26 protein-coding genes are annotated in these 23,159 nt (G+C 72.8%); 13 read left to right on the plus strand and 13 right to left on the minus strand.

Annotation, left to right across the window (positions count from 1 at the left end; translation table 11 throughout):
* Nucleotides 1-120: 120 nt before the first annotated feature.
* From ACIP84_RS37055 to ACIP84_RS37065, 3 genes are all read right to left on the minus strand, one after another.
* Nucleotides 121-588 carry a GNAT family N-acetyltransferase gene (locus ACIP84_RS37055; protein ID WP_401804508.1) on the minus strand — a complete coding sequence of 156 codons (468 nt, stop codon included), beginning with the start codon at nucleotides 586-588 and terminating at the stop codon, nucleotides 121-123.
* A 168-nt stretch (nucleotides 589-756) separates the two neighbouring features.
* Entirely contained in the window at nucleotides 757-1,107 is a 351-nt protein-coding gene (locus tag ACIP84_RS37060) for a hypothetical protein (RefSeq protein ID WP_401804510.1), read from the minus strand.
* Nucleotides 1,108-1,661: 554 nt separating this feature from the next.
* Nucleotides 1,662-2,420 carry a phosphoglyceromutase gene (locus ACIP84_RS37065; RefSeq protein ID WP_030323222.1) on the minus strand — a complete coding sequence of 253 codons (759 nt, stop codon included), beginning with the start codon at nucleotides 2,418-2,420 and terminating at the stop codon, nucleotides 1,662-1,664.
* Between the two features lie 126 nt (nucleotides 2,421-2,546).
* Between ACIP84_RS37065 and ACIP84_RS37070 the strand changes: the two genes are divergently transcribed.
* A complete protein-coding gene (locus tag ACIP84_RS37070; protein WP_401804512.1) occupies nucleotides 2,547-3,917 on the plus strand; it encodes an MDR family MFS transporter in 1,371 nt (456 codons plus the stop codon).
* On the opposite strand, the gene ACIP84_RS37075 is transcribed toward ACIP84_RS37070, so the two are convergent.
* Nucleotides 3,907-4,851: an MBL fold metallo-hydrolase gene (locus ACIP84_RS37075; protein WP_401804515.1), complete on the minus strand. Its 945-nt coding sequence runs from the start codon at nucleotides 4,849-4,851 to the stop codon at nucleotides 3,907-3,909. The two genes, ACIP84_RS37070 and ACIP84_RS37075, sit on opposite strands and share 11 nt — an antisense overlap.
* Before the next feature lie 115 nt (nucleotides 4,852-4,966).
* Between ACIP84_RS37075 and ACIP84_RS37080 the strand changes: the two genes are divergently transcribed.
* Nucleotides 4,967-6,037, plus strand: a complete 1,071-nt coding sequence (locus ACIP84_RS37080; protein ID WP_401804518.1) for an AraC family transcriptional regulator — start codon at nucleotides 4,967-4,969, stop codon at nucleotides 6,035-6,037.
* Here ACIP84_RS37080 and ACIP84_RS37085 read toward each other — a convergent pair.
* The 3 genes from ACIP84_RS37085 to mshA all read right to left on the minus strand — a co-directional run bounded on the left by ACIP84_RS37085 (nucleotide 6,024) and on the right by mshA (nucleotide 9,628).
* The gene (locus tag ACIP84_RS37085; protein ID WP_401804519.1) at nucleotides 6,024-7,682 is read right to left on the minus strand and encodes a glycosyl hydrolase family 28-related protein; all 1,659 of its coding nucleotides are present in this window, start codon (nucleotides 7,680-7,682) and stop codon (nucleotides 6,024-6,026) included. The genes ACIP84_RS37080 and ACIP84_RS37085 overlap by 14 nt on opposite strands.
* Nucleotides 7,683-7,767: 85 nt before the next feature.
* A complete protein-coding gene (locus ACIP84_RS37090) occupies nucleotides 7,768-8,268 on the minus strand; it encodes a YbjN domain-containing protein (RefSeq protein ID WP_401804522.1) in 501 nt (166 codons plus the stop codon).
* The gene (gene mshA, locus ACIP84_RS37095) at nucleotides 8,261-9,628 is read right to left on the minus strand and encodes a D-inositol-3-phosphate glycosyltransferase (RefSeq protein WP_401804524.1); all 1,368 of its coding nucleotides are present in this window, start codon (nucleotides 9,626-9,628) and stop codon (nucleotides 8,261-8,263) included. The genes ACIP84_RS37090 and mshA overlap by 8 nt, the downstream gene beginning before the upstream one ends.
* A gap of 272 nt (nucleotides 9,629-9,900) precedes the next feature.
* On the opposite strand from mshA, the gene ACIP84_RS37100 reads away from it, so the two are divergent.
* From ACIP84_RS37100 to ACIP84_RS37110, 3 genes are all read left to right on the plus strand, one after another.
* Nucleotides 9,901-10,734 (plus strand): class I SAM-dependent methyltransferase, encoded by an 834-nt coding sequence (locus ACIP84_RS37100; RefSeq protein ID WP_401804526.1) that lies wholly within the window; start codon nucleotides 9,901-9,903, stop codon nucleotides 10,732-10,734.
* A gap of 207 nt (nucleotides 10,735-10,941) precedes the next feature.
* Nucleotides 10,942-11,991, plus strand: coding sequence for a C40 family peptidase (locus tag ACIP84_RS37105; RefSeq protein WP_355964387.1), 1,050 nt, complete (start codon nucleotides 10,942-10,944; stop codon nucleotides 11,989-11,991).
* A 438-nt stretch (nucleotides 11,992-12,429) separates the two neighbouring features.
* Nucleotides 12,430-13,665 carry a PP2C family protein-serine/threonine phosphatase gene (locus ACIP84_RS37110; protein ID WP_401804529.1) on the plus strand — a complete coding sequence of 412 codons (1,236 nt, stop codon included), beginning with the start codon at nucleotides 12,430-12,432 and terminating at the stop codon, nucleotides 13,663-13,665.
* Between the two features lie 31 nt (nucleotides 13,666-13,696).
* Here ACIP84_RS37110 and ACIP84_RS37115 read toward each other — a convergent pair whose 3' ends face one another.
* The 3 genes from ACIP84_RS37115 to ACIP84_RS37125 all read right to left on the minus strand — a co-directional run bounded on the left by ACIP84_RS37115 (nucleotide 13,697) and on the right by ACIP84_RS37125 (nucleotide 15,259).
* Complete coding sequence (locus ACIP84_RS37115) at nucleotides 13,697-14,041, minus strand: DUF2516 family protein (RefSeq protein ID WP_055600520.1); 345 nt, start codon at nucleotides 14,039-14,041, stop codon at nucleotides 13,697-13,699.
* Nucleotides 14,042-14,130: 89 nt separating this feature from the next.
* Entirely contained in the window at nucleotides 14,131-14,709 is a 579-nt protein-coding gene (locus ACIP84_RS37120) for a hypothetical protein (protein ID WP_401804531.1), read from the minus strand.
* 52 nt (nucleotides 14,710-14,761) lie between these two features.
* Complete coding sequence (locus ACIP84_RS37125) at nucleotides 14,762-15,259, minus strand: helix-turn-helix domain-containing protein (protein WP_401804534.1); 498 nt, start codon at nucleotides 15,257-15,259, stop codon at nucleotides 14,762-14,764.
* Nucleotides 15,260-15,378: 119 nt separating this feature from the next.
* Between ACIP84_RS37125 and ACIP84_RS37130 the strand changes: the two genes are divergently transcribed.
* The gene (locus ACIP84_RS37130; protein ID WP_355964383.1) at nucleotides 15,379-16,062 is read left to right on the plus strand and encodes an ATP-dependent endonuclease; all 684 of its coding nucleotides are present in this window, start codon (nucleotides 15,379-15,381) and stop codon (nucleotides 16,060-16,062) included.
* A gap of 37 nt (nucleotides 16,063-16,099) precedes the next feature.
* Here ACIP84_RS37130 and ACIP84_RS37135 read toward each other — a convergent pair whose 3' ends face one another.
* Nucleotides 16,100-16,489, minus strand: coding sequence for a winged helix-turn-helix transcriptional regulator (locus ACIP84_RS37135; protein ID WP_401804537.1), 390 nt, complete (start codon nucleotides 16,487-16,489; stop codon nucleotides 16,100-16,102).
* Nucleotides 16,490-16,604: 115 nt separating this feature from the next.
* Between ACIP84_RS37135 and ACIP84_RS37140 the strand changes: the two genes are divergently transcribed.
* The 4 genes from ACIP84_RS37140 (at nucleotide 16,605) to ACIP84_RS37155 (ending at nucleotide 18,858) form a co-directional block, all read left to right on the plus strand.
* On the plus strand, nucleotides 16,605-17,012 hold the full coding sequence (locus ACIP84_RS37140; protein WP_401804539.1) for a RidA family protein: 408 nt from the start codon (nucleotides 16,605-16,607) through the stop codon (nucleotides 17,010-17,012).
* A gap of 63 nt (nucleotides 17,013-17,075) precedes the next feature.
* On the plus strand, nucleotides 17,076-17,471 hold the full coding sequence (locus ACIP84_RS37145; RefSeq protein WP_401804541.1) for a helix-turn-helix domain-containing protein: 396 nt from the start codon (nucleotides 17,076-17,078) through the stop codon (nucleotides 17,469-17,471).
* Between the two features lie 115 nt (nucleotides 17,472-17,586).
* Nucleotides 17,587-18,003, plus strand: coding sequence for a VOC family protein (locus tag ACIP84_RS37150; RefSeq protein ID WP_266967640.1), 417 nt, complete (start codon nucleotides 17,587-17,589; stop codon nucleotides 18,001-18,003).
* A 99-nt stretch (nucleotides 18,004-18,102) separates the two neighbouring features.
* Nucleotides 18,103-18,858: a DUF5710 domain-containing protein gene (locus ACIP84_RS37155; protein ID WP_401804544.1), complete on the plus strand. Its 756-nt coding sequence runs from the start codon at nucleotides 18,103-18,105 to the stop codon at nucleotides 18,856-18,858.
* Nucleotides 18,859-18,879: 21 nt separating this feature from the next.
* On the opposite strand, the gene ACIP84_RS37160 is transcribed toward ACIP84_RS37155, so the two are convergent.
* On the minus strand, nucleotides 18,880-19,164 hold the full coding sequence (locus ACIP84_RS37160) for a hypothetical protein (RefSeq protein ID WP_401804546.1): 285 nt from the start codon (nucleotides 19,162-19,164) through the stop codon (nucleotides 18,880-18,882).
* Between ACIP84_RS37160 and ACIP84_RS37165 the strand changes: the two genes are divergently transcribed.
* From ACIP84_RS37165 to ACIP84_RS37175, 3 genes are all read left to right on the plus strand, one after another.
* Nucleotides 19,163-19,648, plus strand: a complete 486-nt coding sequence (locus ACIP84_RS37165; protein WP_401804547.1) for a MarR family winged helix-turn-helix transcriptional regulator — start codon at nucleotides 19,163-19,165, stop codon at nucleotides 19,646-19,648. The genes ACIP84_RS37160 and ACIP84_RS37165 overlap by 2 nt on opposite strands.
* Nucleotides 19,649-19,857: 209 nt before the next feature.
* On the plus strand, nucleotides 19,858-21,285 hold the full coding sequence (locus ACIP84_RS37170; protein WP_401804629.1) for an MFS transporter: 1,428 nt from the start codon (nucleotides 19,858-19,860) through the stop codon (nucleotides 21,283-21,285).
* On the plus strand, nucleotides 21,282-21,806 hold the full coding sequence (locus ACIP84_RS37175; RefSeq protein ID WP_401804549.1) for an HTH domain-containing protein: 525 nt from the start codon (nucleotides 21,282-21,284) through the stop codon (nucleotides 21,804-21,806). The genes ACIP84_RS37170 and ACIP84_RS37175 overlap by 4 nt, the downstream gene beginning before the upstream one ends.
* A gap of 103 nt (nucleotides 21,807-21,909) precedes the next feature.
* On the opposite strand, the gene ACIP84_RS37180 is transcribed toward ACIP84_RS37175, so the two are convergent.
* Entirely contained in the window at nucleotides 21,910-23,154 is a 1,245-nt protein-coding gene (locus ACIP84_RS37180; protein WP_401804551.1) for a GNAT family N-acetyltransferase, read from the minus strand.
* Nucleotides 23,155-23,159 lie beyond the last annotated feature (5 nt).

A 23,159-nucleotide genomic window follows, 5' to 3' on the forward strand; every position in this document is an offset into this window, starting at 1 on the left:
GGCAACCCCCTTTGGCGGTTTGTACCCGTCACGGCGCCCGGGGGGGGGGGGGGGGGGGGGGTTTTGGGGGGGGGGGGGGGGGGGGGGGGGGGGGGGCCCCACCCCACCCCTCCGCTCGCGCTATATGTCCAGAACGCCGACGGTCTGGTCGCCGCTGGTCTCCCCCGTCGTACGGAAGCCGAGACGGTCGTAGAAGGCGCCGGGCCCGTCCTCGCCGGGTTCCCAGGTGACGTACAGCTGCGAGGCGCCGCGCCGGCGCAGCTCGTCGCGGACGGCTTCGACGGCGAAGCCGCCGTATCCCTTGCCCTGCTTGTCGGCGGCGATGTTGAGCCGCCAGAGGCCGCTGCGCCGGTCGTCGGGGTCCTTCTTCGCGTTCCACTGGATGTCGACGAAGGCCATCAGGAAACCGACGAGCTCGTCCCCGTCGAAGATCAGCCGCGGCCAGACGACGTCCCCGAAGGCGTAGGCCTCGGCGAGGGAGGTCGAGACGGGAGCGACGTTCCGCTCCTGATGGGGGTGGACGCGCAGGGCGAGGGCGGCGTCGATGGTGGCGGGGGTGATCTTCTCCAGGCGGAGTGCGGTGGTCATGGCCCGGACGGTAGCGGAATCGTGGGCGGTCGTCGCGCCGATTGATCCGGGCGCGAGGGGCGGCGGCGGGCCTGCCCGGTCCGGGCCGCCGCCCGCTCGCGTTCCGCGTCCTAGGCCCTGTCGTCACACTCCCGTCGCGGGGCAGACGGGAGTGTGACGACAGGGGGCCTAGCCCCCGAACACCACGGAACGGAGCTTCAGCCGCTCCGAGGCGGGTCGGCCGTGGGGGCGCAAGGTCCAGGAGTCGCCCGTGCAGTCGGGCTCGGTGAAGACGATCGCGAACTCGTCGGTGTCGTTGTGCGGCGCGAAAGCGGGCTCGGAGGCGTCGGGGTCGGCGGCCTCGGGGATCGTGACGCACTCTCGGCTCGCCGGATCGAGCAGCGTGCCGGTCTGCGGCTCTCCGGTGATGCCGATGAACCGGTAGTGGAACTCGCCGGTCGCGGCGTGGGCGGGCGTGGCCAGGGTGGCGGTGAGGGCAAGGGCGCCGCAAGCGGCGGCGAAGGAGTGCCGGAGACGCACGTTTCTTCTCGATTCCGGTGTGGAGGAGCGGTTTCACCTGCACCTCTTTCACCATGCCTCCGCCGCCATGCGGGGAGCGCACGCCGGAAGGTTTCCCCCTCACCCGTCCGGCCGAACACCCCCGCCGCACGAGGGCTATCCGTCCGAGACCGACAGATCGATCATCCGCTGCGCGTTCCCGATCAGGGCGCCCGGCGCCACGACACCGCCGCTCGCGAACGTACAACCGCCCTCTGACAAGGGGGCGTTGTCACTGTCCGGATGCCGCAGCGCGGAACGTTACGGGAAGCGGCTGCGGGGTGCCGGCGACCGGTGGGCACTGCGGTGGAACGGGTTCCCGTACGCGCGTGACGTCGCCGCATCCCACACCTTCCCGCTGATCGGCCTTCCGGGCGCCACCACGCACGACGAAGGCGGCCGGCTCTCGCCCCGTCCGGACGAAGGATCCGAGGAGGCCCCGCCACCCCTCTGACGAGACACAGCCGACCCGGGGGCATGAACAAGGCCCCCACCCGCGGGGAAACCGCGGGCGGGGGCCTTGATCGCGTGTAGGGCTACTTCTTGCCCTGGTTCTTGACCGCCTCGATCGCCGCTGCCGCGGCCTCCGGGTCGAGGTAGGTGCCGCCCGGGTTGAGGGGCTTGAAGTTCTCGTCCAGCTCGTAGGCGAGCGGGATGCCCGTCGGGATGTTGAGGCCCGCGATGGCCTCGTCCGAGATGCCGTCGAGGTGCTTCACCAGCGCGCGGAGGCTGTTGCCGTGGGCCGCGATCAGGACCGTGCGGCCCGACAGGAGGTCCGGGACGATCGCGTCGTACCAGTACGGGAGCATGCGCTCCACGACGTCCTTCAGGCACTCGGTGTCCGGGCGCAGCTCCGGCGGGATCGTCGCGTAGCGCGCGTCGTGCGCCTGCGAGAACTCGCTGTCGTCCGAGAGCGGCGGCGGCGGGGTGTCGTACGAGCGGCGCCACAGCATGAACTGCTCCTCGCCGAACTCGGCGAGCGTCTGGGCCTTGTCCTTGCCCTGGAGGGCGCCGTAGTGGCGCTCGTTGAGGCGCCACGAGCGGTTCACCGGGATCCAGTGGCGGTCCGCCGACTCCAGCGCGAGCTGGGCGGTGCGGATGGCGCGCTTCTGGAGGGAGGTGTGCAGTACGTCGGGGAGCAGGCCGGCGTCCTTGAGCAGCTCGCCGCCGCGCGTCGCCTCCTTCTCACCCTTCGCGGTGAGGTTCACGTCCACCCAACCGGTGAACAGATTCTTCTCGTTCCACTCGCTCTCGCCATGGCGGAGGAGGATCAGCTTGTACGGTGCGTCGGCCATGCGTACGAGCCTAATGGACCTCTGACGATTGACGCGCGTCGTCAATCCGCTGGCGTCCGGCACATGAGATGCGTAAGTTACGAGAGCCGTAAGAGGGACTTACAGATAGCAGGGGGCCGGCCACACATGTCCATCGACTCGCTCAGACGATCAGCCAGCGCGACCGTCTCCGGCCTCCCGCAAGGCTTCTGGTGGCTGTGGCTGTCGACCCTGGTCAATCGGACCGGGGCTTTCGTCCTGACGTTCCTCTCCCTCTATCTGACGGTGGAACTCGGGCACTCGGCGTGGTTCGCCGGACTCGTCGTCGCCCTCCACGGCCTCGGCGGGGTCGCCGGCTCCCCGCTCGGCGGCGCGCTCACCGACCGCTGGGGCCGCCGCCCCACCATGGTCACCATGCACCTCGCGGCCGCCGCGTCCGCCGCCGCCCTCGCCGTCGTCACCAGCGCCTGGGCCATCGCGACGGTCGTGCTCCTCATGGGCGTCGCGATGCAGGCCGTCCGCCCGTCGATCAACGCCACGATCGCCGACATGGTCCCCGCCCACGACGTGCGCCGGGCCTACGCCCTCAACTACTGGGCCCTGAACCTCGGCTTCGCCATCGCCTCCATCGGCGGCGGCGCCGCGATCTTCCTCGGGTACCGGACGCTGTTCGTCGTCGACGCCGTCGCCACCACGCTGTGCGCCCTGATCGTCTTCCTCCGCCTCCCCGAGACCCGTCCCGAGGCCCGGACCGACAAGGCCGGCAAGCCGGTCGTCGAGGCCAAGGTCAGCATGCTCACCGTGCTGCGCGACGCGCCGTTCCGCACCCTCGTGCTCCTCAACCTCTTCGTCTGCCTCGTCTTCACCGCCCCCTGGATCGGCCTCCCCCTCACCATGGCGGACAAGGGCCTCTCGCCCTCGTCCTACGGCGTCGTCATCGCCGTCAACGGCATCGTGATCGTCGGTTTCCAGCTGCTCGTCAACAAGGTGACCGACAAGCGCTCCCCCGTCCTCCTGCTGACCCTCTCCTCTCTTCTCTTCGCCCTCGGCACCGGCGCAACCGCCCTCGCGGGCTCGTCCGTGGTGGCCTTCGCCGCGACCGTCGTCGTCTGGACCGTCGGCGAGATGATCCACGTCCCGACCAACGCCGCCGCCACCGCCCGCCTCGCCCCCGAGCACGCCCGCGGCCGCTACCAGGGCGTCATGGGCATGTCCTGGGCCGTGGCCGGTTTCGTCGCCCCGATCGGCGCCGGCGCCATCGTCGGCGGCCCCGGCCCGAACGTCCTCTGGGCCGCGACCTTCGCCATCGGCGTCCTGGCCGCCGTCGGCTACACCGTGCGGCTGCGCAAGACCCTCGACGACGACATCGACATCGACCGTGACGCCGACAGCGGCATCAGCACCGACAGCGGCGTCGACGCGGTCATCGACGCCGCCGTCGAGCCCGGCCTCGTCGTCGAGCCCGGCAAGGGCCTCGGCGACGTCGACCCCGCCGGGAAGTCCCCCGTCACCGCCTGACCCGGGGCTCCCTCCCGAGGAGCCCGAACCCGCTCCCCTCCCTGCGCACTTCGGCGATGCCCGACCCGCCGAAGTGCGCGGGCACGACCAGCTCCCGCTCGTCCGCGGCCCGTCCGAGGATGCGGCGGCGGCTCGCCGACGCCCCTCGCGCGTCCAGGCAGAAGCAGCTGTTGTGCGCGGGGTCGAGGATCTGTACGGGACTGTGCAGCAGGTCCCCGACGAAGACCGCCCGCTCCCCCGCCGACGCGAGCCTCAGCACGGCCGATCCGGGCGTGTGGCCGGGCGCGGACTCCAGGGTGAGGTGCTCGTCGATGCGGTGGTGGCCGTCCCAGAGCACGATCCGGCCCGCGCGGTGGAGGGGCGCGACGCTGTCCTCGTAGACGAACCGGTCGCTCTGGCTCCGGCCGCCGCCGTAGGCGTTGTCCGGCCCGAAGTGGGCGTCGTCCGCCGCCGGTACGAGGTACTCGGCGTGGGGGAAGGTCGGCACCCACTCCCCGCCGCCGCTGTCACCGCCGCCGTCGGTGCCGTCGGCGGCCCGGGTGTTCCAGCCGACGTGGTCGGCGTGGATGTGGGTGTTGACGACGACGTCCACGTCCTCGGGGCGGACCCCGGCCCGTTCCAGGTGGCCGAGGAAGTCCCCCTGCCAGTGGTGGAACTGCGGCGAGCCGGGCCGCTCGCGCCCGTTGCCCACCCCGGTGTCGACCAGGATCGTCCGTCCCCCGCTGCGCAGCACCCATGTCTGCAGCGCCATGACCGCCCGGTCGCTCTGCGGGTCCCAGTGGTCAGGCGCCAGCCAGTCCTCGTTGTCCTTCCAGGTCTCCTCGCCGGCCGAGGGGACCAGCTCGCCGGCGGCCGCGAACGGCCCCTGCCACTCGACGACCCGGATGACCTCGACGTCCCCCACCACCATGCGCTGCGCGCTCTCCTGTGTCATGCCGTCGACGTTAGGGAGCTCCGATGAGCCTCTCAATGCACCTACGGCTCCACCGGATACGCGTACGTCTCACCGTGGAGGCCGTCGGCCGGGCGGGCAGGGCTACGCTGGCGCGATGGACGTGGTGAGCGACGCGATCTCGGCGGTGCGGATCGGGCGGCCCTCCTCCCAGCGGGTGCGGGTCGCCGGGAGCTGGTGCACCCGCCTCGCCGCGTACGACGGCGCGGGCTTCCACGTCGTCCTGGAGGGGCACTGCTGGCTGCTGCCCGACGGCGGCGACGCGATCGAACTCGGCCCGGGCGACGCCGTCCTGCTGCCGCACGGGACCGGGCACGTGATCGCCGACGGGCCGGCCGACGCGGCGCGGCTCGCGCGCGCCGTTCCCTTCGAGCGGTGGCGGGCCGGGACCGGGTCGCGGCCGCGGAGGACGGAGCCCTCCGGCCCCGGGGACGGCGCCGTGGTGGAGATGCTGTGCGGCAAGTACCGGCTCGACCGGAGCCACGTCCACCCGCTCCTCGCGGAGCTCCCCGCGCTCCTCCATCTGCCGAACCGGACCGACCGCACCGGCCGTGCCGGCCGGACCGACCGCTCCGACAGCTCCGACAGCTCCGACAGCCGAGGCGGCACCGACGGCACCTGCGGTCCCGGCGCCCCCGCCGGCGTCGATCCCGGCCTCCGCTCCGCCATCGCCCTGCTCGGCCACGAGGTGGACGAGCGGCTTCCCGGCTCCGGGGTCGCCCTGCCGAGCCTGCTCGATCTGCTCCTCGTCTACATGATCCGGTCCTGGACGGCCGAGCACGCCGCCCCGGGGAGGCGGGTCGGCACGGCCGGGACCTGGCCGGCCGCCCTCGGTGATCCGGTGACCGCCGCCGCCCTGCGGGCCCTGCACACCGACCCGGCCGCCCCCTGGACCATCGAACTCCTCGCGGCCGAGGCCGGGGTCTCCCGGCCCACCCTGGCCCGCCGCTTCACCGCGCTCGTCGGCCGGCCCCCGATGGCGTACCTCACCTGGTGGCGGCTCACCCGCGCCGCCGCCCTGCTCCGCGACACCCCGGACCCGTTGGCCGCCGTCGCCCGCCGCGTCGGCTACAGCACGCCGTACGCCCTCTCGCACGCCTTCCGCCGGGAGTTCGGCACGACACCGGGGCAGTACCGGGCGGGCCTGGCCGCGGCTACCGCCGGCTGAGCGCGCGCTGCGCCTCGTACAGGTTCGCCGGGCGCACCGCACCCGGGCTGCCGTACGCCTCCACGCGCGCGTGGAGCTCGCCGGTGAAGTCCGGGACGTCGATCTGGTCGAACTCGCGGACCTCGCTGATGCCGACGGTCGCGCTGTACGGGGCGATGGTGTCGATCTTCACCAGACCGGCCCGGCCGTTCGTCACCGTCACGTTCCAGTGGGTGAACCGGGCCCCGTAGAGGGGGCCGGCGGAGGCGTCGCCGCCGTGCCGGCCGTCGTTCTCGACCGTGATCTCGGTCCGTACGTTCGCGAAGGGCATGCCCCGGTGGGTGTCGAAGGTGCCCGTCTCCATCACCCCGCGCGACCAGACGTTGTGGCTGGACAGGCCCTCGACGTTGATGCCGTGGAGCTGGGTGCCGGCCGGGGCGGGGACCGTACGGGCCGCGATGCGGAAGTCCTCGACCAGGTTGTCGTGCGCGCCCTCCCGGCAGAAGTACGGGTGGTGGGAGCCGCGGCCCTCCACCCGGGTGCGGCGCAGGGTGCAGGCGGAGGCGGCGACGAGCCCGAAGCCGTTGTCGACGTGCCGGACCACCACGTCCTCCGCCCAGCAGTCGTACGCACACTGGAAGGTGACGCCGTTGAAGCCCTTGTCCAGGAGGTGCGGGGACTGCGGGGTCTCGACCGCCTCCAGGGTCAGGCCCACCACCCCGGAGTCGGTGAGCGCCTCCGCCCCCGCGATGAGCCGGGGGTCCCACTCCGGTCGGGCGTCGAGCGGGAGCGGGCGTTCCAGGGTGACCGTCCGGCCGCGGACGGCGGTGATCCGCACGGGCCATTCGTAGGGGACGTAGCTGGTCAGCTTGGTCTTGTCGTCCCAGACGTACGCCTGCGGGCCCGCGCCGTCGCCCGCCATGTGCTCCAGGAGCGTGTGGTCGGCGTCGTCGGCGAGGCGGAGGATGACGAGTCGGCCTCGTCGGAGGGCGGAGGGGTCGTCGACCGTGATCGTGCGGTCGCCCCGGCGGGCGGGGCGGACGGTCGTGAGGGTGCTCCATTCGTCGCGCCTGTTGCCGGTCCAGCCCTCGAAGGGCCAGGCCCGGTCCCGTATCGCGGCGACGAGGGAGGCGTGCCGGGCCTGCGGGGAGAGCCAGATCAGGCCGCCGGCCCAGGACCAGGAGGACTTGTCGCCGCCGTAGCGGGAGCCGTAGGGGCCGATCAGTTCGGTGAGGTGCCGGGTGGCGAGCAGTCTCGTACGGCCGGAGCCGGCGCCGCGCAGGACGACACCGCTGTGGCCGATCCGCAGGTAGTCGTCGATCCGGTACGTGCCGGGCGGGAGGAGGACCGTGCCGCCGCCGCGCTCCCCCGCCTCCGCGAGGGCGCGGTTGATCGCGGGCGCCGAGTCGGTCGAGCCGTCGGGGGTGGCCCCGTGGGCGAGGGCGTCGGCGACGACGCGGGGGCGGGGTGCGCGGCGGGCGCCGCCGTGGGCGCCGGCCCGGCCCACGTACGGGATCTGGGGGTGGGTGCAGGGGGCGGCCTCGAACTCCCGCCAGAGCCCCGCGGGGCGGGTGGGGGCAGTGAAGCCGGTGGTGCCGAGTGCCGCGGTCGCGGCTCCCGCGACGGCCACCGCGCCGCCGACGAACTGCCTTCTGCTCAGTGCCATACCCCTGAACCTTTCATGTATATGAACGGTGTTCAGATCTGCGTCGGGCGTGAGCATGGCACTGGAAGAACCGTGCGGGAAGAGGTCAGCTACCGGATTTCTGGATCAGGTTCTTGAACGCGTCGAGGTTCCGGGTCGACTCGCCGCGCGAGACCCGCCACTCGTACTCACGCCGGATCGCCGACGCGAAGCCCAGCTCCAGGAGCGTGTTGAAGTCGCCGTCCGCCGCCTCCAGGACCGAGCCGAGGAGCCGGTCCAGCTCCTCGGACGTCACGGCGGAGAGCGGCAGCTTGCCGGCCAGGTAGATGTCGCCGAGGCCGTCGATCGCGTAACCCACCCCGTACAGCTTGAGGTTGCGCTCCAGAAGCCAGCGGTGGACACCGGCCTCGTTCTCGTCGGGGTGGCGGATGACGAAGGCGTTGAGGGAGAGCGAATGGCGTCCGACGCGCAGCGACAGCGTGGTGAAGAGCTTGCGCGTGCCGGGGAGCTTGACCACGTAGGAGCCCAGCTCCGGGGACTCCCACTCCAGTTCCGCGTCCTTGAACGTGTCCTCGACGGTCCGCCGGACGGCCTCAAGATCAGACATGGTGGGAGCGTACGCGACGGCGGTTCTCGCGCAGCCGATGGTCGTGCACGGCGGCCGTGTACACGTCCGCGGTGCCCGAGGCCGCCGTGTCCCAGCCGAACGAGCCGGCGTGCAGCGCCGCGGCCGCACCCATCCGCGCCGAGAGCGACGGGTCCGCCACGAAGCGGCCGAGCGCCCGGGCGTAGTCCACCGGGTCGTGCCCCTGGACGAGGAAACCGGTCACATCGTCCCGAACGGCCACGGGCAGGCCGCCCACCGCCGCCGCGACGACCGGGGTGCCGGCCGCCTGCGCCTCGATCGCGACCAGACCGAAGGACTCGCTGTACGACGGCATGACGAGGACGCTCGCCGCCCGGAACCAGTCGGCGAGCCGGTCCTGGCCCACCGGCGGGTGGAAGCGCACGATGTCCGCGATGCCCAGCCGGGCCGCCAGCTTCTGCAGCCCCTCCGGCTTCGCCAGACCGCTGCCGCTCGGGCCGCCGACCACGGGAACGACCATGCGCGAGCGCAGCGAGGGGTCCCGGTCGAGGAGCTCCGCGGCGGCCCGCAGCAGGATGTCCGGGGCCTTCAGCGGCTGGATGCGGCCGGCGAAGACCGGGATGAAGGCGTCCTGCGGCAGCCCCAGCCGGGCGCGGGCGGCGGCCCGGCCGTCGGCCGGGCGGAAGTGGTCGAGGTTGACGCCCGGATGGACGACCGCGATCTTGCCGGGGTCCGCGTCGTAGAAACGGGCGAGCTCGTCGGCCTCCTCGGCCGTGTTCGCGATCAGCCGGTCGGCGGCGTCGACGATCTGCGTCTCGCCGATCACCCGGGCCGCGGGCTCGGGCGTGTCGCCCTCGGCGAGCGCCGCGTTCTTGACCTTCGCCATGGTGTGCATGGCGTGGACGAGCGGGACACCCCAGCGCTGGGCGGCCAGCCAGCCGACGTGGCCGGAGAGCCAGTAGTGGGAGTGGACCAGGTCGTAGTGGCCGGGCCGGTGCCCCGCCCATGCCTGCATCACGCCGTGCGTGAAGGCACAGAGCTGGGCGGGCAGCTCCTCCTTGGCCAGACCCTCGTACGGACCGGCGTCGACGTGCCGGACGAGGACACCGGGGGTGAGCTCGACGACCGGCGGGAGGCCGCCGGTGGTGGCCCGGGTGAATATCTCGACCTCGATGTCGATGGCGGCGAGTCGTTTCGCCAGCTCGACGATGTAGACGTTCATGCCGCCCGCGTCGCCCGTGCCGGGCTGGTGCAGCGGGGAGGTGTGGACGCTGAGCATGGCCACGCGGCGCGGGGTGCGGCTCCGGCCGGGGAGCCGGAGTCGGGCCGGAGCCGGGTGCCGGTGCCGGGTGCCGGCGAACCGGGACACGTACTGGCTCACGTCGGCGGTCCTTCCGCTCGGGGGCGAACGTATCGGGTCCGACACGTCCGGGCTGAGCACGTCGGGCTGAACAAGTCGAACAGGTCGGGCCGGGCAGGTCGACCCGGACGGGTCGGCCGAGCTCGGCGCCATGGCATGACGGCCGGAGGGCGTGGTGCGCCCTCCGGCCGGGACAACACCGGAACGGACCCTTTCATTTCCATCGGCGACGCCACTTTGCCAATTCATTGCCGGGGCGCGCCACCCCCACCCCCACCCCGTAACCTTTCGGCATGGCCCCGCGCACCACCCGCCCCCGGAGCTCCGCCTGGGGGCACCCCCAGTCCGCTTCGCTCGTCGGCACCCCGACCCGCGGGACCACCAACCCCAACCGGCTGCGCCGCATGGACCGCTGGATCGCCGCCGTCCACGGGCCCGCCCTGCGCCGCTCCCCCGAGCCGCCGCTCGCCGTGGACCTCGGATACGGGGCCGCCCCCTGGACCGCCGTCGAACTGCTCGCCCGGCTGCGCACCGCCGAACCCCGCACCCGTCTCTACGGCATCGAGATCGAGCCCGCCCGCGTCGAGGCCGCGAAGCCGTACGAGCACGAGGGCCTCTCCTTCGTGCACGGCGGCTTCGAGGTGCCCGTACCCGGCCGGGTCGCCCTGATCCGGGCGGCGAACGTGCTGCGCCAGTACGACGAGGAGCAGGTCGCGGCCGTCTGGGAGCGGCTGCGCGGGCGGCTCGCCCCGGGCGGACTGCTCGTGGAGGGCACCTGCGACGAGATCGGGCGCCGGCACGTCTGGGTCGCGCTCGACGGGGGCGGGCCGCGGACGGTGACCTTCGCGACCCGGCTCGGCTCGCTCGACCGGCCGTCGGACCTGGCGGAGCGGCTGCCGAAGGCGCTGATCCACCGCAATGTGCCGGGCGAGCCGGTGCACGCGTTCCTGCGGGACTTCGACCGGGCGTGGGCGGCGGCGGCCCCGTACGCCTCGCTCGGCGCGCGGCAGAGGTGGATCCGCGCGGCCCGCGACCTGGCGGCGGACTGGCCGCTGACGGACGGTCCCCGGCGGTGGCGCCAGGGCGAGGTGACGGTGCGGTGGGAGGCGCTGGCGCCGCGGTGGTGAGGGAACGAGACCTCTCTTTCACCAACTGCCGCTGAATTTCCGGTACGCCGGGAACGCCACGCGCGTATCCCTCGTCCCCCGAGGGGGGGAGCAGGCCCGACAGGCCCCGGTTTCCCCTGTTGCTTTACGGTTTCGCATGGCACTATCGCCAAGGTCACCACCAAGTTACTGACGGTAAATCAGATTTGGTCACTCGAGGGGGAGCTCGTGAACCGACGCCGCCACGCCACCGCCGCGATCACCATGATCTGCGCCTTGACCGTGCTGGCCTCGCCCGCGCTGACCCTGCAGGCCGCCGCCGCACCGCTCCCGCCGCCCCCTCCGAAGAAGACCCTGGAGGAGGTGCGCAAGGAGATAGACACCCTGTACCGGCAGGCCGCCGTCGCCACCGACGCGTACAACCTCGCGGAGGAGAAGACGAAGGAGCAGTCCGCCGAGATCGTCCGGGTCGCCGTGATGATCGTGGAGGGCCGCGAGAAGATCGAGGCCCTCAAGGCCAAGGCCGGCGCCACCGCCCGCGCCCAGTACCGCAACGGCGGACTCCCCGACGGCGCGCAGCTCGTCCTCACGAACGACCCCCAGCTCTTCCTCGACAACGCGGGACGCCTCAAGGCCGGAGCGAAGGCCACCACGGACCTGCTCGGTGAAATGACCCGCACCCAGGCCCAGTTGGACGTCTACGCCAAGGACGCGGGGGTGAACTGGACCAAGCTGGAGGCCAACCGCGTACGGCAGGCCCAGGCGAAGAAGGAGATCGACGGCAAGATCGCCGCCGCGAAGAAGCTGGAGTCCGAACTCGCCGCCGAGGAGCGCGAGCGGCTGCGCCGGCTCGAGGAACTGGAGCTGTCCAGGGCCCAGACGACCTGGCTCGGCACCGGTGTCCTGGCCGGCCTCAAGGGGGACACGACGCCGGCGGCGAAGAAGGCGATCCAGTTCGCGACCGCGCAGATCGGCAAGCCGTACGTGTGGGGCGCGGAGGGACCGGACTCGTACGACTGCTCGGGACTGACCCAGCTCGCCTGGGGCACGGCGGGCCGGCCGATCCCGCGCACCTCGCAGGAGCAGTGGCGCCTGCTGCCGCGCGTGGACATCAAGGACATGCGGCCCGGCGATCTGATCGTCTACTTCAAGGACGCGAGCCACATCGGGATGTACGTCGGAAACGGCACGATCGTGCACGCCCCGCGCCCCGGCCGGGACGTGACGCTCGCGGGCGCGGGCTCGATGGAGATCCTGGGCGTCGTCCGCCCGACGTGACGGCTCGTCGTCCGACGGTACGACGGGTCGCCGTCCGCCCGACGTGACGGGTCACCGTCCGCCGGTACGACGGCGGGCATCGCATGCCCTCGATCCCCCCGACGTGACGCAGTCCACGCGCGGTGGCGGAACCGCGGGCGCCTCCCCGGCGTGACCTTTCTCATTGCCTCGGGGGCGCCCCGTCCGCCGTACGGGGGCAAGTACCTCCCCTTCCGCGGCATATGCCAATCGCGACGCGGACGCCGACCCGCTGATCGCCATTCCGCTGCGCACCGCCCTACCGCTATCGTCCGGGACGGGCGGGACGCCACCCGGCGCCCTGCGCACCCTCGGGGGGAGGGAAGGAAACCCGGACCGATGCCCGTATCCGTACCGCGTCAGAGAAACGTCTCTGCCGTTGCGGGACCCGGCGACGTCGCCACTACGGACGCCACCGCCATGGACGCCACCGCTATGACAGGCACAGTCACAGGCACCGACCGCACCGATCTCACTCTCCTGGTCGTCGAGGACGACCCGGCGGGTGCCCTCGCCGTACCCGAACTGCTCGACGCGGCCGACGCCGCCGGCACCCGGGTCCGCATCCGCACCGCCCGCAACCTCACCGAGGCCGAGCGGCTCCTCACCGACGACGTCCACTGCGTCCTCGTCGACCTGTCCCTGCCCGGCCCCCGCGCCGCCGCGGGCGACGACCCGCTCGCCCCGCTGCGGCACATCCTGCGGCTCGCCCCGCGCCACGCCGTCCTCGCGCTCGCGGCCTCCGCCGACGCCGAGCTGGCGGCCGAGGCGGTACGCGTCGGAGCCCAGGACCACCTCTTCCGCGAGGAACTCGACGGGCGGCTGCTCAGCCGGGCCATCCGGTACGCGGTCGAGCGCAAGCGCGCCGACGCCGTCCAGGTGAAGCTCGCCGAGTCCCGGCTCCGCGCGCAGGAGAACGCCCGCCTGGAGCGCGGACTGCTCCCCACGCCGCTCCTGGAGGGCTCCGACCTCCGGTTCGCGGCCCACTACCGGCCCGGCCGCTCGCGCGCGCTGCTCGGCGGCGACTTCTACGACGTGGTCCGCACGCCCGACGGCACCGTCCACGCCATGATCGGCGACGTGTGCGGCCACGGCCCCGACGAGGCCGCGCTCGGCGTCGAGCTGCGGATCGCCTGGCGCGCCCTGACCTTCGCGGGGCTGTGCGGGGACGAGCTGCTCTCCACGATGCAGCAGGTCCTGGAGCACGAGCGGGAGAGCGAGGAGATCTTCGCGACCCTCTGCACCGTCGACATCGCGCCCGACGGCCGCCGCGCGGGCCTCTGCCTGGCCGGACACCCGTCGCCGCTGATCGCCCGGCAGGGGCTGGTGGCCCGGCTGCTTCCCTACGAGGACGGCGGCCCGGCACTCGGACTGCTGCCGCGCGCCCGCTGGCCGCGCCGGCAGGTCGAGCTCGGCGGGGCGTGGAGCCTGCTCATGTACACGGACGGACTGATCGAGGGACGCTCGGCAGGACCCGGCTCGCCGCGGCTCGGCCAGGACGGGATGGTCGACATGATCAACCGGCAGCTGGCCTCGGGCCTGCGGGGCGACGAGCTCCTGGAGGCCGCGGTGACGGAGGTCCGGTCCCTGAACGGCGGCGAGCTGACGGACGACGTCGCCGTCCTGGCCCTGGAAAGGGACAGGGCCCGGGGATGACCCCGGGCCCTGCTGTCGTCGCCGCTTGCGGCTAGCGGCCGCCGTTGTACGGGCCGTACGGTCCGTCGCTGCTGGAGCCGCCGCCCCGTCGGCCGCCTCCGCCACCCGACACCTGCTGGAGCGCGGGGCGGACGTCGACCATGAAGACGATGGCCGCGATCACGCCCGCGATCTGCAGGAACAGCATCGGGAAGAGCAGGTTCAGGGCGAGGTTGATACCCAGGATGATCAGCCAGAACTTCTTCGTCTGCTTCTCGGCGGCGCGGTAGGCGTCCTCGCGCGCCATGGCGGCGAAGACGAGCGCGGCGACGGCGAAGCCCGTGAAGATCAGGAACATCACCAGGGAGAGGAGGGAGTCGAATCCCGCGCGCAACATGCTGAGCACCGCCTAGAGAAGAGGGAAAGAGCGCCTCGCGGTCAAGGTACCCGGTTCAACGCACCAGGTACCCGTATTGGTGCCCGGTACTACTCCTTCTCGGCGGCGACGGCGGCCTTCTTGGCGGGAGCCTTGCGGGCGGTGGTCTTCCGGGCGGGCGCCTTCTTGGCCTCGGCGGGCTCGGACGCGGCGGACTCGGCGGAGGCCTCCACCGGCTCCTCGGCCTTGGTCTCATCCGGCTCGACGACGACGGCGATCTCGACGATCTCCTCGGCGACCTCCCCGCGCCAGGCCTTGATGGCCTCCTCGCCGTGGGCGGCGACCTCCTCGTACTTCTCGCGCGCCTTCACGGCGTACTCGGCGGCGACGCCGACGCCGCGCAGGGCGAGGTCCTGGGCGGTCTCGCCGAGCTTCTTGAGGTCCGTGTCGAGACCGCCGACGACATCGGCGAACTTCGACTGCACGGTGGCCTGGGCCTCCTTGGCCTGCGCGGTCACCTTCTCCTGCACGGCCTTGGGGTCGGTGTTCCGTACGGCCTCGATGCGGGCGGGCGCCTCGGCGGCGATCTGCTCGATCAGGCCGGGAACCTTCTTGGCCTGCTGCACGGCGAGGTCCGCGGTGCCGGCGGCGAAGTAGAGAGGGGTACGCAGTTCGTCGATGATGGCCATGCTGGTGGTCCTCCCGGTGGTGACGTACGAGCGAGCGCTGGGCTCAGGGCGGTCAGGCATCGGGCGCGTCGGCGGGCCGCTCGGCGGCGGCCGCGGCGGGGACGCCCGCGGGGGTCTCGGTGGCTCCGGCGGTCTCGGTGAGGCCGGCTCCGGTGGCTCCGGCGCTCTCGGTGACGCCGGCTCCGGTGGCCGCCGCGGCCGCCTCTGCGGCGTTCTCCTTGCGGAAGGAGTCGTAGATCTGGAGCAGCACCTGCTTCTGCCGCTCGTTGATCGAGGGATCGGCGAGGATGACAGCGCGCGTCTCCAGCTCCTCCCGCTCCTTCTCGTCGAGGATCCCGGCCCGTACGTAGAGCGTCTCGGCGGAGATCCGCAGCGCCTTCGCGACCTGCTGCAACACCTCGGCGCTGGGCTTCCGCAGCCCCCGCTCGATCTGACTCAGGTACGGGTTCGACACGCCGGCCGCGTCGGCGAGCTGCCGCAGGGACAGCTGCGCGGTCCGCCGCTGTTCGCGGAGGTACTCACCGAGATTGCCGACGTTGAGCGATGCCATGCCCCGACCATGCCAGCCTTTGCTAACTATTGCAAGCAGCCGCTTGCAAGAGTCGCCCCTTTGCGGCAGCCCCCCGTAATCCCCGTGATCTTCGCTGTCGCTGCTGCGAGACTGAGCCGATGAAGACGACGACGGGGCGCTTCCGGGCGGCGGTCAGGGAGTGGGCGGCCGATGGCGCGGAGGCTTCGGCGGCCGCCGCGGTCGCGCGCGAGCTCGCGGCCGGCACCGAGCTGCGTACGGCCGTGCTCGTGGAGGGGGTCAGCGACCACATCGCGCTCGACGCGCTCGCGGCCCGGCACGGCCGCTCCCTCGACGCCGAGGGCATCGCCGTCGTTCCGCTCGGCGGGGCGACCAACATCGGCAGGTTCGTGCACCTGCTCGGGCCTCAGGGGCTCGGCGTCACGCTGGCGGGTCTGTGCGACGCAGGTGAGGAGGGCCACTTCTCCCGCGCGCTCGAACGCGAGGGACTCGGCCACGACCTCGCACGCGCCGACATGGAGCCGCTCGGCTTCTACGTGTGCGACGCCGACCTGGAGGAGGAGCTGATCCGCTCCCTCGGCGCCGAGTCGGTGCAGCGGGTCGTCGACGCCCAGGGCGACCTGCGGGCCTTCCGCATCTTCCAGAAGCAGCCCGCCCAGCGGGAGCGGGAGGTCGAGCGGCAGCTGCGGCGCTTCATGGGCACCATCAGCGGCCGCAAGAGCCAGTACGCCCGCTCGCTCGTCGACGCCCTCGACCTCGCCGACGTTCCCCGCCCGCTGGACCGCCTGCTGGCGCACGTGTCCGCGTCCGCCTCCGCGAGCTGAGGAACCCGTACGCCGCCCCTCCGTTCCCTCCGGCCCCTCAGGCCGCCGGGGTGTCGAAGCGGCGGCGGGCCGTCTCGATGGCGCCGAGGTACTGGTGGGTCCAGTCGCACATGCCGCCGATCGTCGCCTGGAGCGCGCGGCCCGGCGCCGTGAGGGTGTACTCGACGCGGGGCGGGACCTCGGGGTGCACGGTCCGGTCGATCAGGCCGTAACGCTCCAGCATGCGCAGGTTCTGGGTGAGCATCTTGTGGCTGATGCCCTCGATCCCGTTCCGCAGCTCGCTGAAGCGCAGGGTGCGCTCACCGAGCTGTTCGACGATCAGGAACGCCCACTTGTTGGCCAGGTCGGAGAAGATCTCCCGCGCCAGGGAGTCCGCGCGCCTCAGGTCCGCGTCCTCGGGCGAGCCGCTGTACTGCTTGGTCACCATCAGGTTCCCCAGTCACCGAAAAGTGCGTTCTTCCATGTCAGAGCACACTCTCTTACGGTTCCCGAGTCACCACAAGAGACCGACCCTGCTCGCCGCTCTGCCACGGAGGAACCGCATGCCCATCACCCTCGTGAACCCCACCGGACTCCCCACCGTGGACGTCTACCGCCAGGTGTCGGTCGCGACCGGCTCGAAGCTGGTCTTCCTCGCCGGCCAGGTCGCCTGGGACGCCGACGGCGCCACCGTCGGCGCCGGTGACCTCGCCGCGCAGGTCGAGCGGTGCTACCTCAACGTCGGCACCGCCCTCGCCGGCGTCGGCGCCTCCTTCGACGACGTCGCGAAGCTGACCGTGTACGTCGTCGACTGGACCCCCGACAAGATGCCCCTGCTCCTGGAGGGGATCGCCCGGGCGGCCGCCTCGCTCGGGGTCACCCCCGTGCCGCCCGGCACGCTGATCGGCGTCGCCTCGCTCGACGTGCCCGAGCACCTCGTCGAGGTCGAGGCCACCGCGGTCCTCGACTGAGGCCGCGGGACGCATCACCGTCGACCGAGGCCCCTCCCGCCCCGCCGTGCCATGCTGGTGGGCGTGGAGCTGGAGGACCTGGTACGGCTGCGCCGCGCGCGGGACGTGATGGATCGCGACTACGCGCAGCCGCTCGACGTACCCGCACTCGCCTCCGTCGCCCTCATGTCGACCGGGCACTTCGCCCGCAGCTTCCGCGCCGCCTACGGCGAGACGCCGTACAGCTACCTGATGACCCGCCGGGTCGAGCGTGCCAAAGCACTGCTCCGACGGGGTGACATGAGCGTCACGGACGTCTGCTTCGCCGTCGGATGCACCTCGCTCGGGTCCTTCAGCTCGCGCTTCACCGATCTCGTCGGCGAGACGCCGTCCGCCTACCGGGCCCGCCGCCACGAGGACGGCGCCGCGATCCCCGCGTGCGTCGCGAAGGTCCGTACGCGACCGGTGCGGAGGCCCTGAGCCACCGAGCCGCCTCTGGTCCCGCGGCCTTGCGGTGCCGCGGTCCCGCGGTCCTTCCGCCCATCGATCAGTTTCGGAGAAGCGGGATCCTGTGGTCCGCCGTAGCTTCGAAGGCATGAACGTCAAGCTCTCGCAGTGCTTCATCGCAGTCGACGACCACGACAAGGCCCTCGCCTTCTACCGCGACGCCCTCGGCCTCGAAGTACGGAACGACGTCGGTTTCGAGGGGATGCGCTGGGTGACCGTCGGGTCCCCCGCGCAGCCGGACGTGGAGATCGTCCTCGAACCGCCGCTCGCCGACCCCAACGCCTCCCCCGCCGACCGGCAGGCGGTGGCCGAGCTGCTCGCCAAGGGCATGCTGCGCGGCGTGATCTTCTCCACCGAGGACGTCGACGCCACCTTCGAGCACGTCCGGGCGGCCGGCGGCGAAGTCCTCCAGGAGCCGGTCGACCAGCCGTACGGCGTCCGCGACTGCGCCTTCCGCGACCCGGCGGGCAACATGCTGCGCTTCACCCAGCCCCGCTCCTCGTAGCACCCCGCACCTTCCCGAACCCCCTGCCGGCCTCTGCCGCCCGTGCCACCATGGCGCGGGGGTGCCCGCGTCGGGCCGAGGCCAACAGGGGGTTTCCGCATGCCGGTTGAACGCGTCTGGCTGGACGTGCCGTACGCCGAGAAGGACGCGGCCAAGCGCGGCGGGGCCCGGTGGGACCCCGCCGCCAAGCGGTGGTTCGCACCCCGGGCCGGAATGACCGAACTCGCGCGCTGGGCCGCCGCCGACGCCGTCCCCGACCTGCTGCCCGGCGAGGACCGCACCCTCGGCAGCGGGCTCTTCGTCGACCTCGTGCCGCGCACCTGCTGGTTCACCAACGTCCGGTCCTGCGTGGCCCAGGCCGACTGGGAACGGCTCCGCCGGATGATCACCGGTCGGGCCGGGCAGCGCTGCGAGGCCTGCGGGGCGGGTGAGGACCGCGCGGCCCGGCGGTGGCTGGAGGCCCATGAACGATGGACCTACGACGCCACCACCCGCGTCCAGACCCTCAAGCGGCTCATCTGCCTCTGCACCGACTGCCACACCGTCACCCACTTCGGCCTCGCCCAGGTGCGCGGCATCGAGGACCGGGCGTTCGCCCACCTCGTGAAGGTCACCGGGATGAGCGAGCCGCGGGCCCGGGACCATGTCAGGACCGCGTTCGCCGTCTGGGAGGACCGCTCCCGGTACGACTGGGAGCTGGACCTCGGCATCCTCACCGGGGCGGGGATCGCCCTGGCGCCGCCGCCCGGCGCCGGCGACCGCGCCCGGGTCGCCGACGAGACCCTCCTGCCCCGGCAGCCGGGGGCGCGGCCGGCCCGCGGGACCGGGGCCGGCACGCGTCCCGGCCACGACTGAGGCGCGGCCCCCGGCCCCCGATCAGGCGGGGCAGCGCGGCATCACCAGCGGCGGGTGCTCCCGCCCGCCCGCCCCGACGGGGATCAGCGGGCCGTAGACGTCCAGGAAGCGCAGGGGGTCGTCATGGGTCCCTCCTGGCCGGGTGCCCGCGCCCGTCCACCCGGCCAGGCGCCCACAGCCTCCGTTCGTCCCCCCGGCCCGGCGCCCGCAGCCGCGCCCGTCCACCAGGCCCGGCGCCCGCAGCCTGCCGTTCGTCCACTTCGCGATAATCCGCGACGGATCGATCCTCGTTACCCTTGCCGTCATGACAGCCATGGCACCCACCCGCACCGAGCCCGACCTCTCCTATCTCCTCGATCACACCAGCCACGCCTTGCGGACCCGGATGACCGCCGCGCTCGACGCGATCGGGCTCACCCCCCGGATGCACTGCGTCCTCGTCCACGCCCTGGAGGAGGAGCGCACCCAGGCGCAGCTCGCGGAGATCGGGGACATGGACAAGACGACCATGGTCGTCACCGTCGACGCCCTGGAGAAGGCCGGACTCGCCGAGCGCCGGCCGTCGAGCACCGACCGGCGCGCGCGGATCATCGCCGTGACCGAGGCAGGGGCCGAGGTCGCCGCGGAGAGCCAGAAGATCGTCGACAGCGTCCACGAGAGCGCCCTCGCCTCCCTGCCCGACGACGCCCGCGCCGCCCTGTTGCAGGCCCTGAACCTGCTGGTCACCGGCCATCTGGAGACCCCGATCGAGAGCCCGCGGCCGGCCCGTCGGGCCCGTCAGCGCGGCTGAGTCGGGCACCGGGGCGACACCGGGGGCCCTCGGACCACACCGAAAGCCCCGCACTCGTTCCGTAAAAAATAGTCTGCAACAAAACCTTCTGCTAACGTCACTCCTGTCGGCTCCACCGAACAGGAGTGATCGCCGTGCCCACGCCTCCCGTGCCCACGCCCCCGCGCACCCCCTCCCGCAGGCTCGCCCTCGGCGTCCTCGCCACCGGCATGCTCATGACGATCCTCGACGGCAGCATCGTCACCGTCGCGATGCCCGCCATCCAGAGCGACCTCGGCTTCACTCCCGTCGGCCTCAGCTGGGTCGTCAACGCCTATCTGATCGCCTTCGGCTCGCTCCTCCTCCTCGCCGGCCGCCTCGGCGACCTGATCGGCCGCAAGCGGATGTTCCTCGCGGGCACCGGGATCTTCACCGCCGCCTCGCTCCTCGCCGGGGTCGCCACCTCGCCCGGCGTCCTCATCACCGCCCGCTTCCTCCAGGGCGTCGGCAGCGCGATGTCCTCCGCCGTCGGCCTCGGCATCCTCGTCACGCTCTTCACCGTGCCGCGCGAACGGGCCCGCGCCATCGCCGTGTTCAGCTTCACCGGCGCCGCCGGCGCCTCCCTCGGCCAGGTCCTCGGCGGCATCCTCACCGACGCCCTCGCCTGGAACTGGATCTTCTTCATCAACTTGCCCATCGGCTTCGCCACCCTCCTCGTGGCCCTCCGCGCCCTCCCCTCCGACCAGGGCCTCGGGCTTCGGGCGGGCGCCGACGTCCTCGGCGCGGCCCTCGTCACGACCGGCCTCATGACCGGGATCTACGCGGTCGTCAAGATCGAGGAGTACGGGGCGGGTTCGGCGCACACCCTCGGCCTCGGCGCCCTCGCGCTCGCCCTCCTGACCGGCTTCCTCGTCCGCCAGGCGAAGGCCGCGAACCCGCTCATGCCGCTGCGGATCCTCCGCTCGCGCAGCGTCTCCGGCGCCAACGCCGTCCAGATGCTGATGGTCGCCGCGCTCTTCTCCTTCCAGATCCTCGTCGCGCTCTACCTGCAGAAGGTCCTCGGGTACGGGGCAGCCGAGACGGGTCTCGCGATGCTGCCCGCGGCAGCGGTCATCGGCGCCGTCTCCCTCGGGGTCTCGGCCCGCCTCATCGCCCGCTTCGGCGAGCGGAACGTCCTGCTCACCGGCCTCGTCCTGCTCGTCGGCGTCCTCGGCCTCCTGGCCCGCGTCCCCGTCCACGCCTCCTACGCCACCGATCTGCTCCCCGTGATGCTGCTCGCCGCCGGCTTCGGCCTGGCGCTCCCCGCCCTCACCTCACTCGCCATGTCGGGCGCCGAGGAGCAGGACGCCGGCCTCGCCTCCGGCCTCTTCAACACCACCCAGCAGATCGGCATGGCCCTCGGCATCGCCGTCCTCTCCACCCTGGCCGCCACCCGCACCGAGTCGCTCACCGCGGCCGGCCGACCCGCCGCCGAGGCCCTGACCGGCGGCTACCACCTGGCGTTCGCCGTCGGTGCCGGTCTCCTGCTCGCCGCCCTCGCCCTCGCCTTCACCGTCCTGCGCCGCCCCGGAAAGCCGGGAACACCGGGAACACCGGGAACGCCGCAGCGGACCACGAGGAAGAGGAAGCCGAAGTCCCCCGCGACAATGGCGGCATGAGAGCCGACCGACTCGTCGCCGCACTGCTCTTCCTCCAGACCCGGCAGCGCGTCACCGCCGCCGAACTGGCCGCGGAACTCGACGTGTCCGAGCGCACCGCACGACGGGATCTCGAAGCTCTCGCGAGCTCCGGGATCCCGGTGTACTCGCAGGCGGGCCAGGGCGGCGGCTGGTCCCTCGTCGGCGGCGCCCGTACCGATCTGACCGGCCTCACCGCCCCCGAGATCCGCGCGCTCCTCCTCCTGACCGGACCGGACGCCGACACCGACCCCCGGACCCGGACCGCCCCCGGCACGGAGTCGGTCCTGGAGGGCCTGCTCGGCGGGCGGATACGGTACGGGGAACGCACCGCCGACGACTGGGCGCCGTTCGAGGCCGACGGCCCTTCCCCCGAGGTGGTCGCCGCCCGACTGGCCGGACTCGGCGCCCGCGTGGAGCTCCTCGACCCGCCGGAGGCACGCACGGCCCTCGCCCGCATCGGAGCCGAACTCACCCTGGTCTACGGGCAGTCGACGCCGTAGGGCAGTCCCGGATCAAGCCGTCGGACAGTCCGGAATCGGCGCCGTCGGACAGTCCCGGATCGGCGCCGTCAGGCAGTCCGGAAGCTCCGCCTCGTGCGCCGCCTCAGAAGATGTCGGGCGAGAAGGGCCGCAGCGGCGTACGGAACAGCAGGTCGGCGCGGGCGGCCGCGCCGGCCGTCAGCTCCTCGACGCGCCCGAGCCGGGTGAGCCGTACCGCCGACTCGTCGCCGAAGGCGAGCACGCCCAACTCGGCGATGTCGAAGGCGAGATCGGCGGACTCGTCCGTACGGACGCAGGAGACGCCGTCCGGGGACGCGTCGAGCCGGTAGCGCCCGCCGGCGAACCCGCCCCCGTCCCGCAGGTCGAGCACCAGACCGTCCGCCACCGGGTACGTCCGGCTCTCCAGGACCCGGACGACATCGAGGACCCGCACCCACAGCATGTCCACGTGGGTCAGCACCCGGGCGGCACGCGGGTCCGGCAGCAGCAGCGGCAGCGGCTCGTCGGGCGCCCGGTAGCCGGAGCGGACCGTGGTGATCCAGTCGACGGAGCAGAGGTAGTGCCAGAGGGCCCGCTCGGCGGCCGGGGTGACGGCGATCAGGTCCCGTACCTTCGCCGTGTTCAAGGGCTGCTTGCCGTCGTCCCACTTGTCGTCCGAGGTGTACGCCACGAAGCCCTCGACCTCGCCGGACTCCGACCGGTACACCGCGTAGTACGGCTCCCGCCACGGATCGCTCTGCACGCTGCGGCCGGTGCCGACCTCCCAGTCGCGCGGGGAGCGGTCGGTGACCCCGGCGCGGACGCCGGCGAGCCTGCCGTGCACCTCGGGGCCGATCTTGCGGATCTCGTCGGCGTCGGTCAGATCGATCCGGCCGCCGTCCTCCGGGCGGCCCGAGCGCCGCGGGTCGAGCCCGGCCCGGGCCACGTCCACGCTCCACTCGGTGCTGTGGCTCGCCGGGCCGAAGCCGAAGCGCCCGTAGATCGGGTACTCGGCGGCGATCAGGGTGGCGATCGCGTCGCCCCGCTCCTTCGCGGCGGCCAGGTCCTCGGACATCATCCGGCTGAGCAGTCCGCGCCTGCGGTGCGTCGGGGAGACGGTGACCTGGGTGATCGCGTCGGCGGTGAGACTGCCGCCGCCGACCGTGCTGACCTCCTGCCGGAAGGACCGGAAGGTGGCGACGATCCGGTCCCCGTCGAAGGCCCCGGCGGTCCGCGCGAGGTCGACGTGCGGCAGCCGGTCGGCGACCTCCGCGTCGGTCACGACCGGCGGGCGGAGGAAGCCGGTGCGCAGGGCGCGCTGCCAGTCGTGGAACTCGGACTCCGTCACCGCGCGTACGTCGACAGTCATCCTTC

Origin of the sequence: Streptomyces sp. NPDC088707 (assembly GCF_044752725.1) — a bacterium.
Lineage (GTDB): Bacteria > Actinomycetota > Actinomycetes > Streptomycetales > Streptomycetaceae > Streptomyces.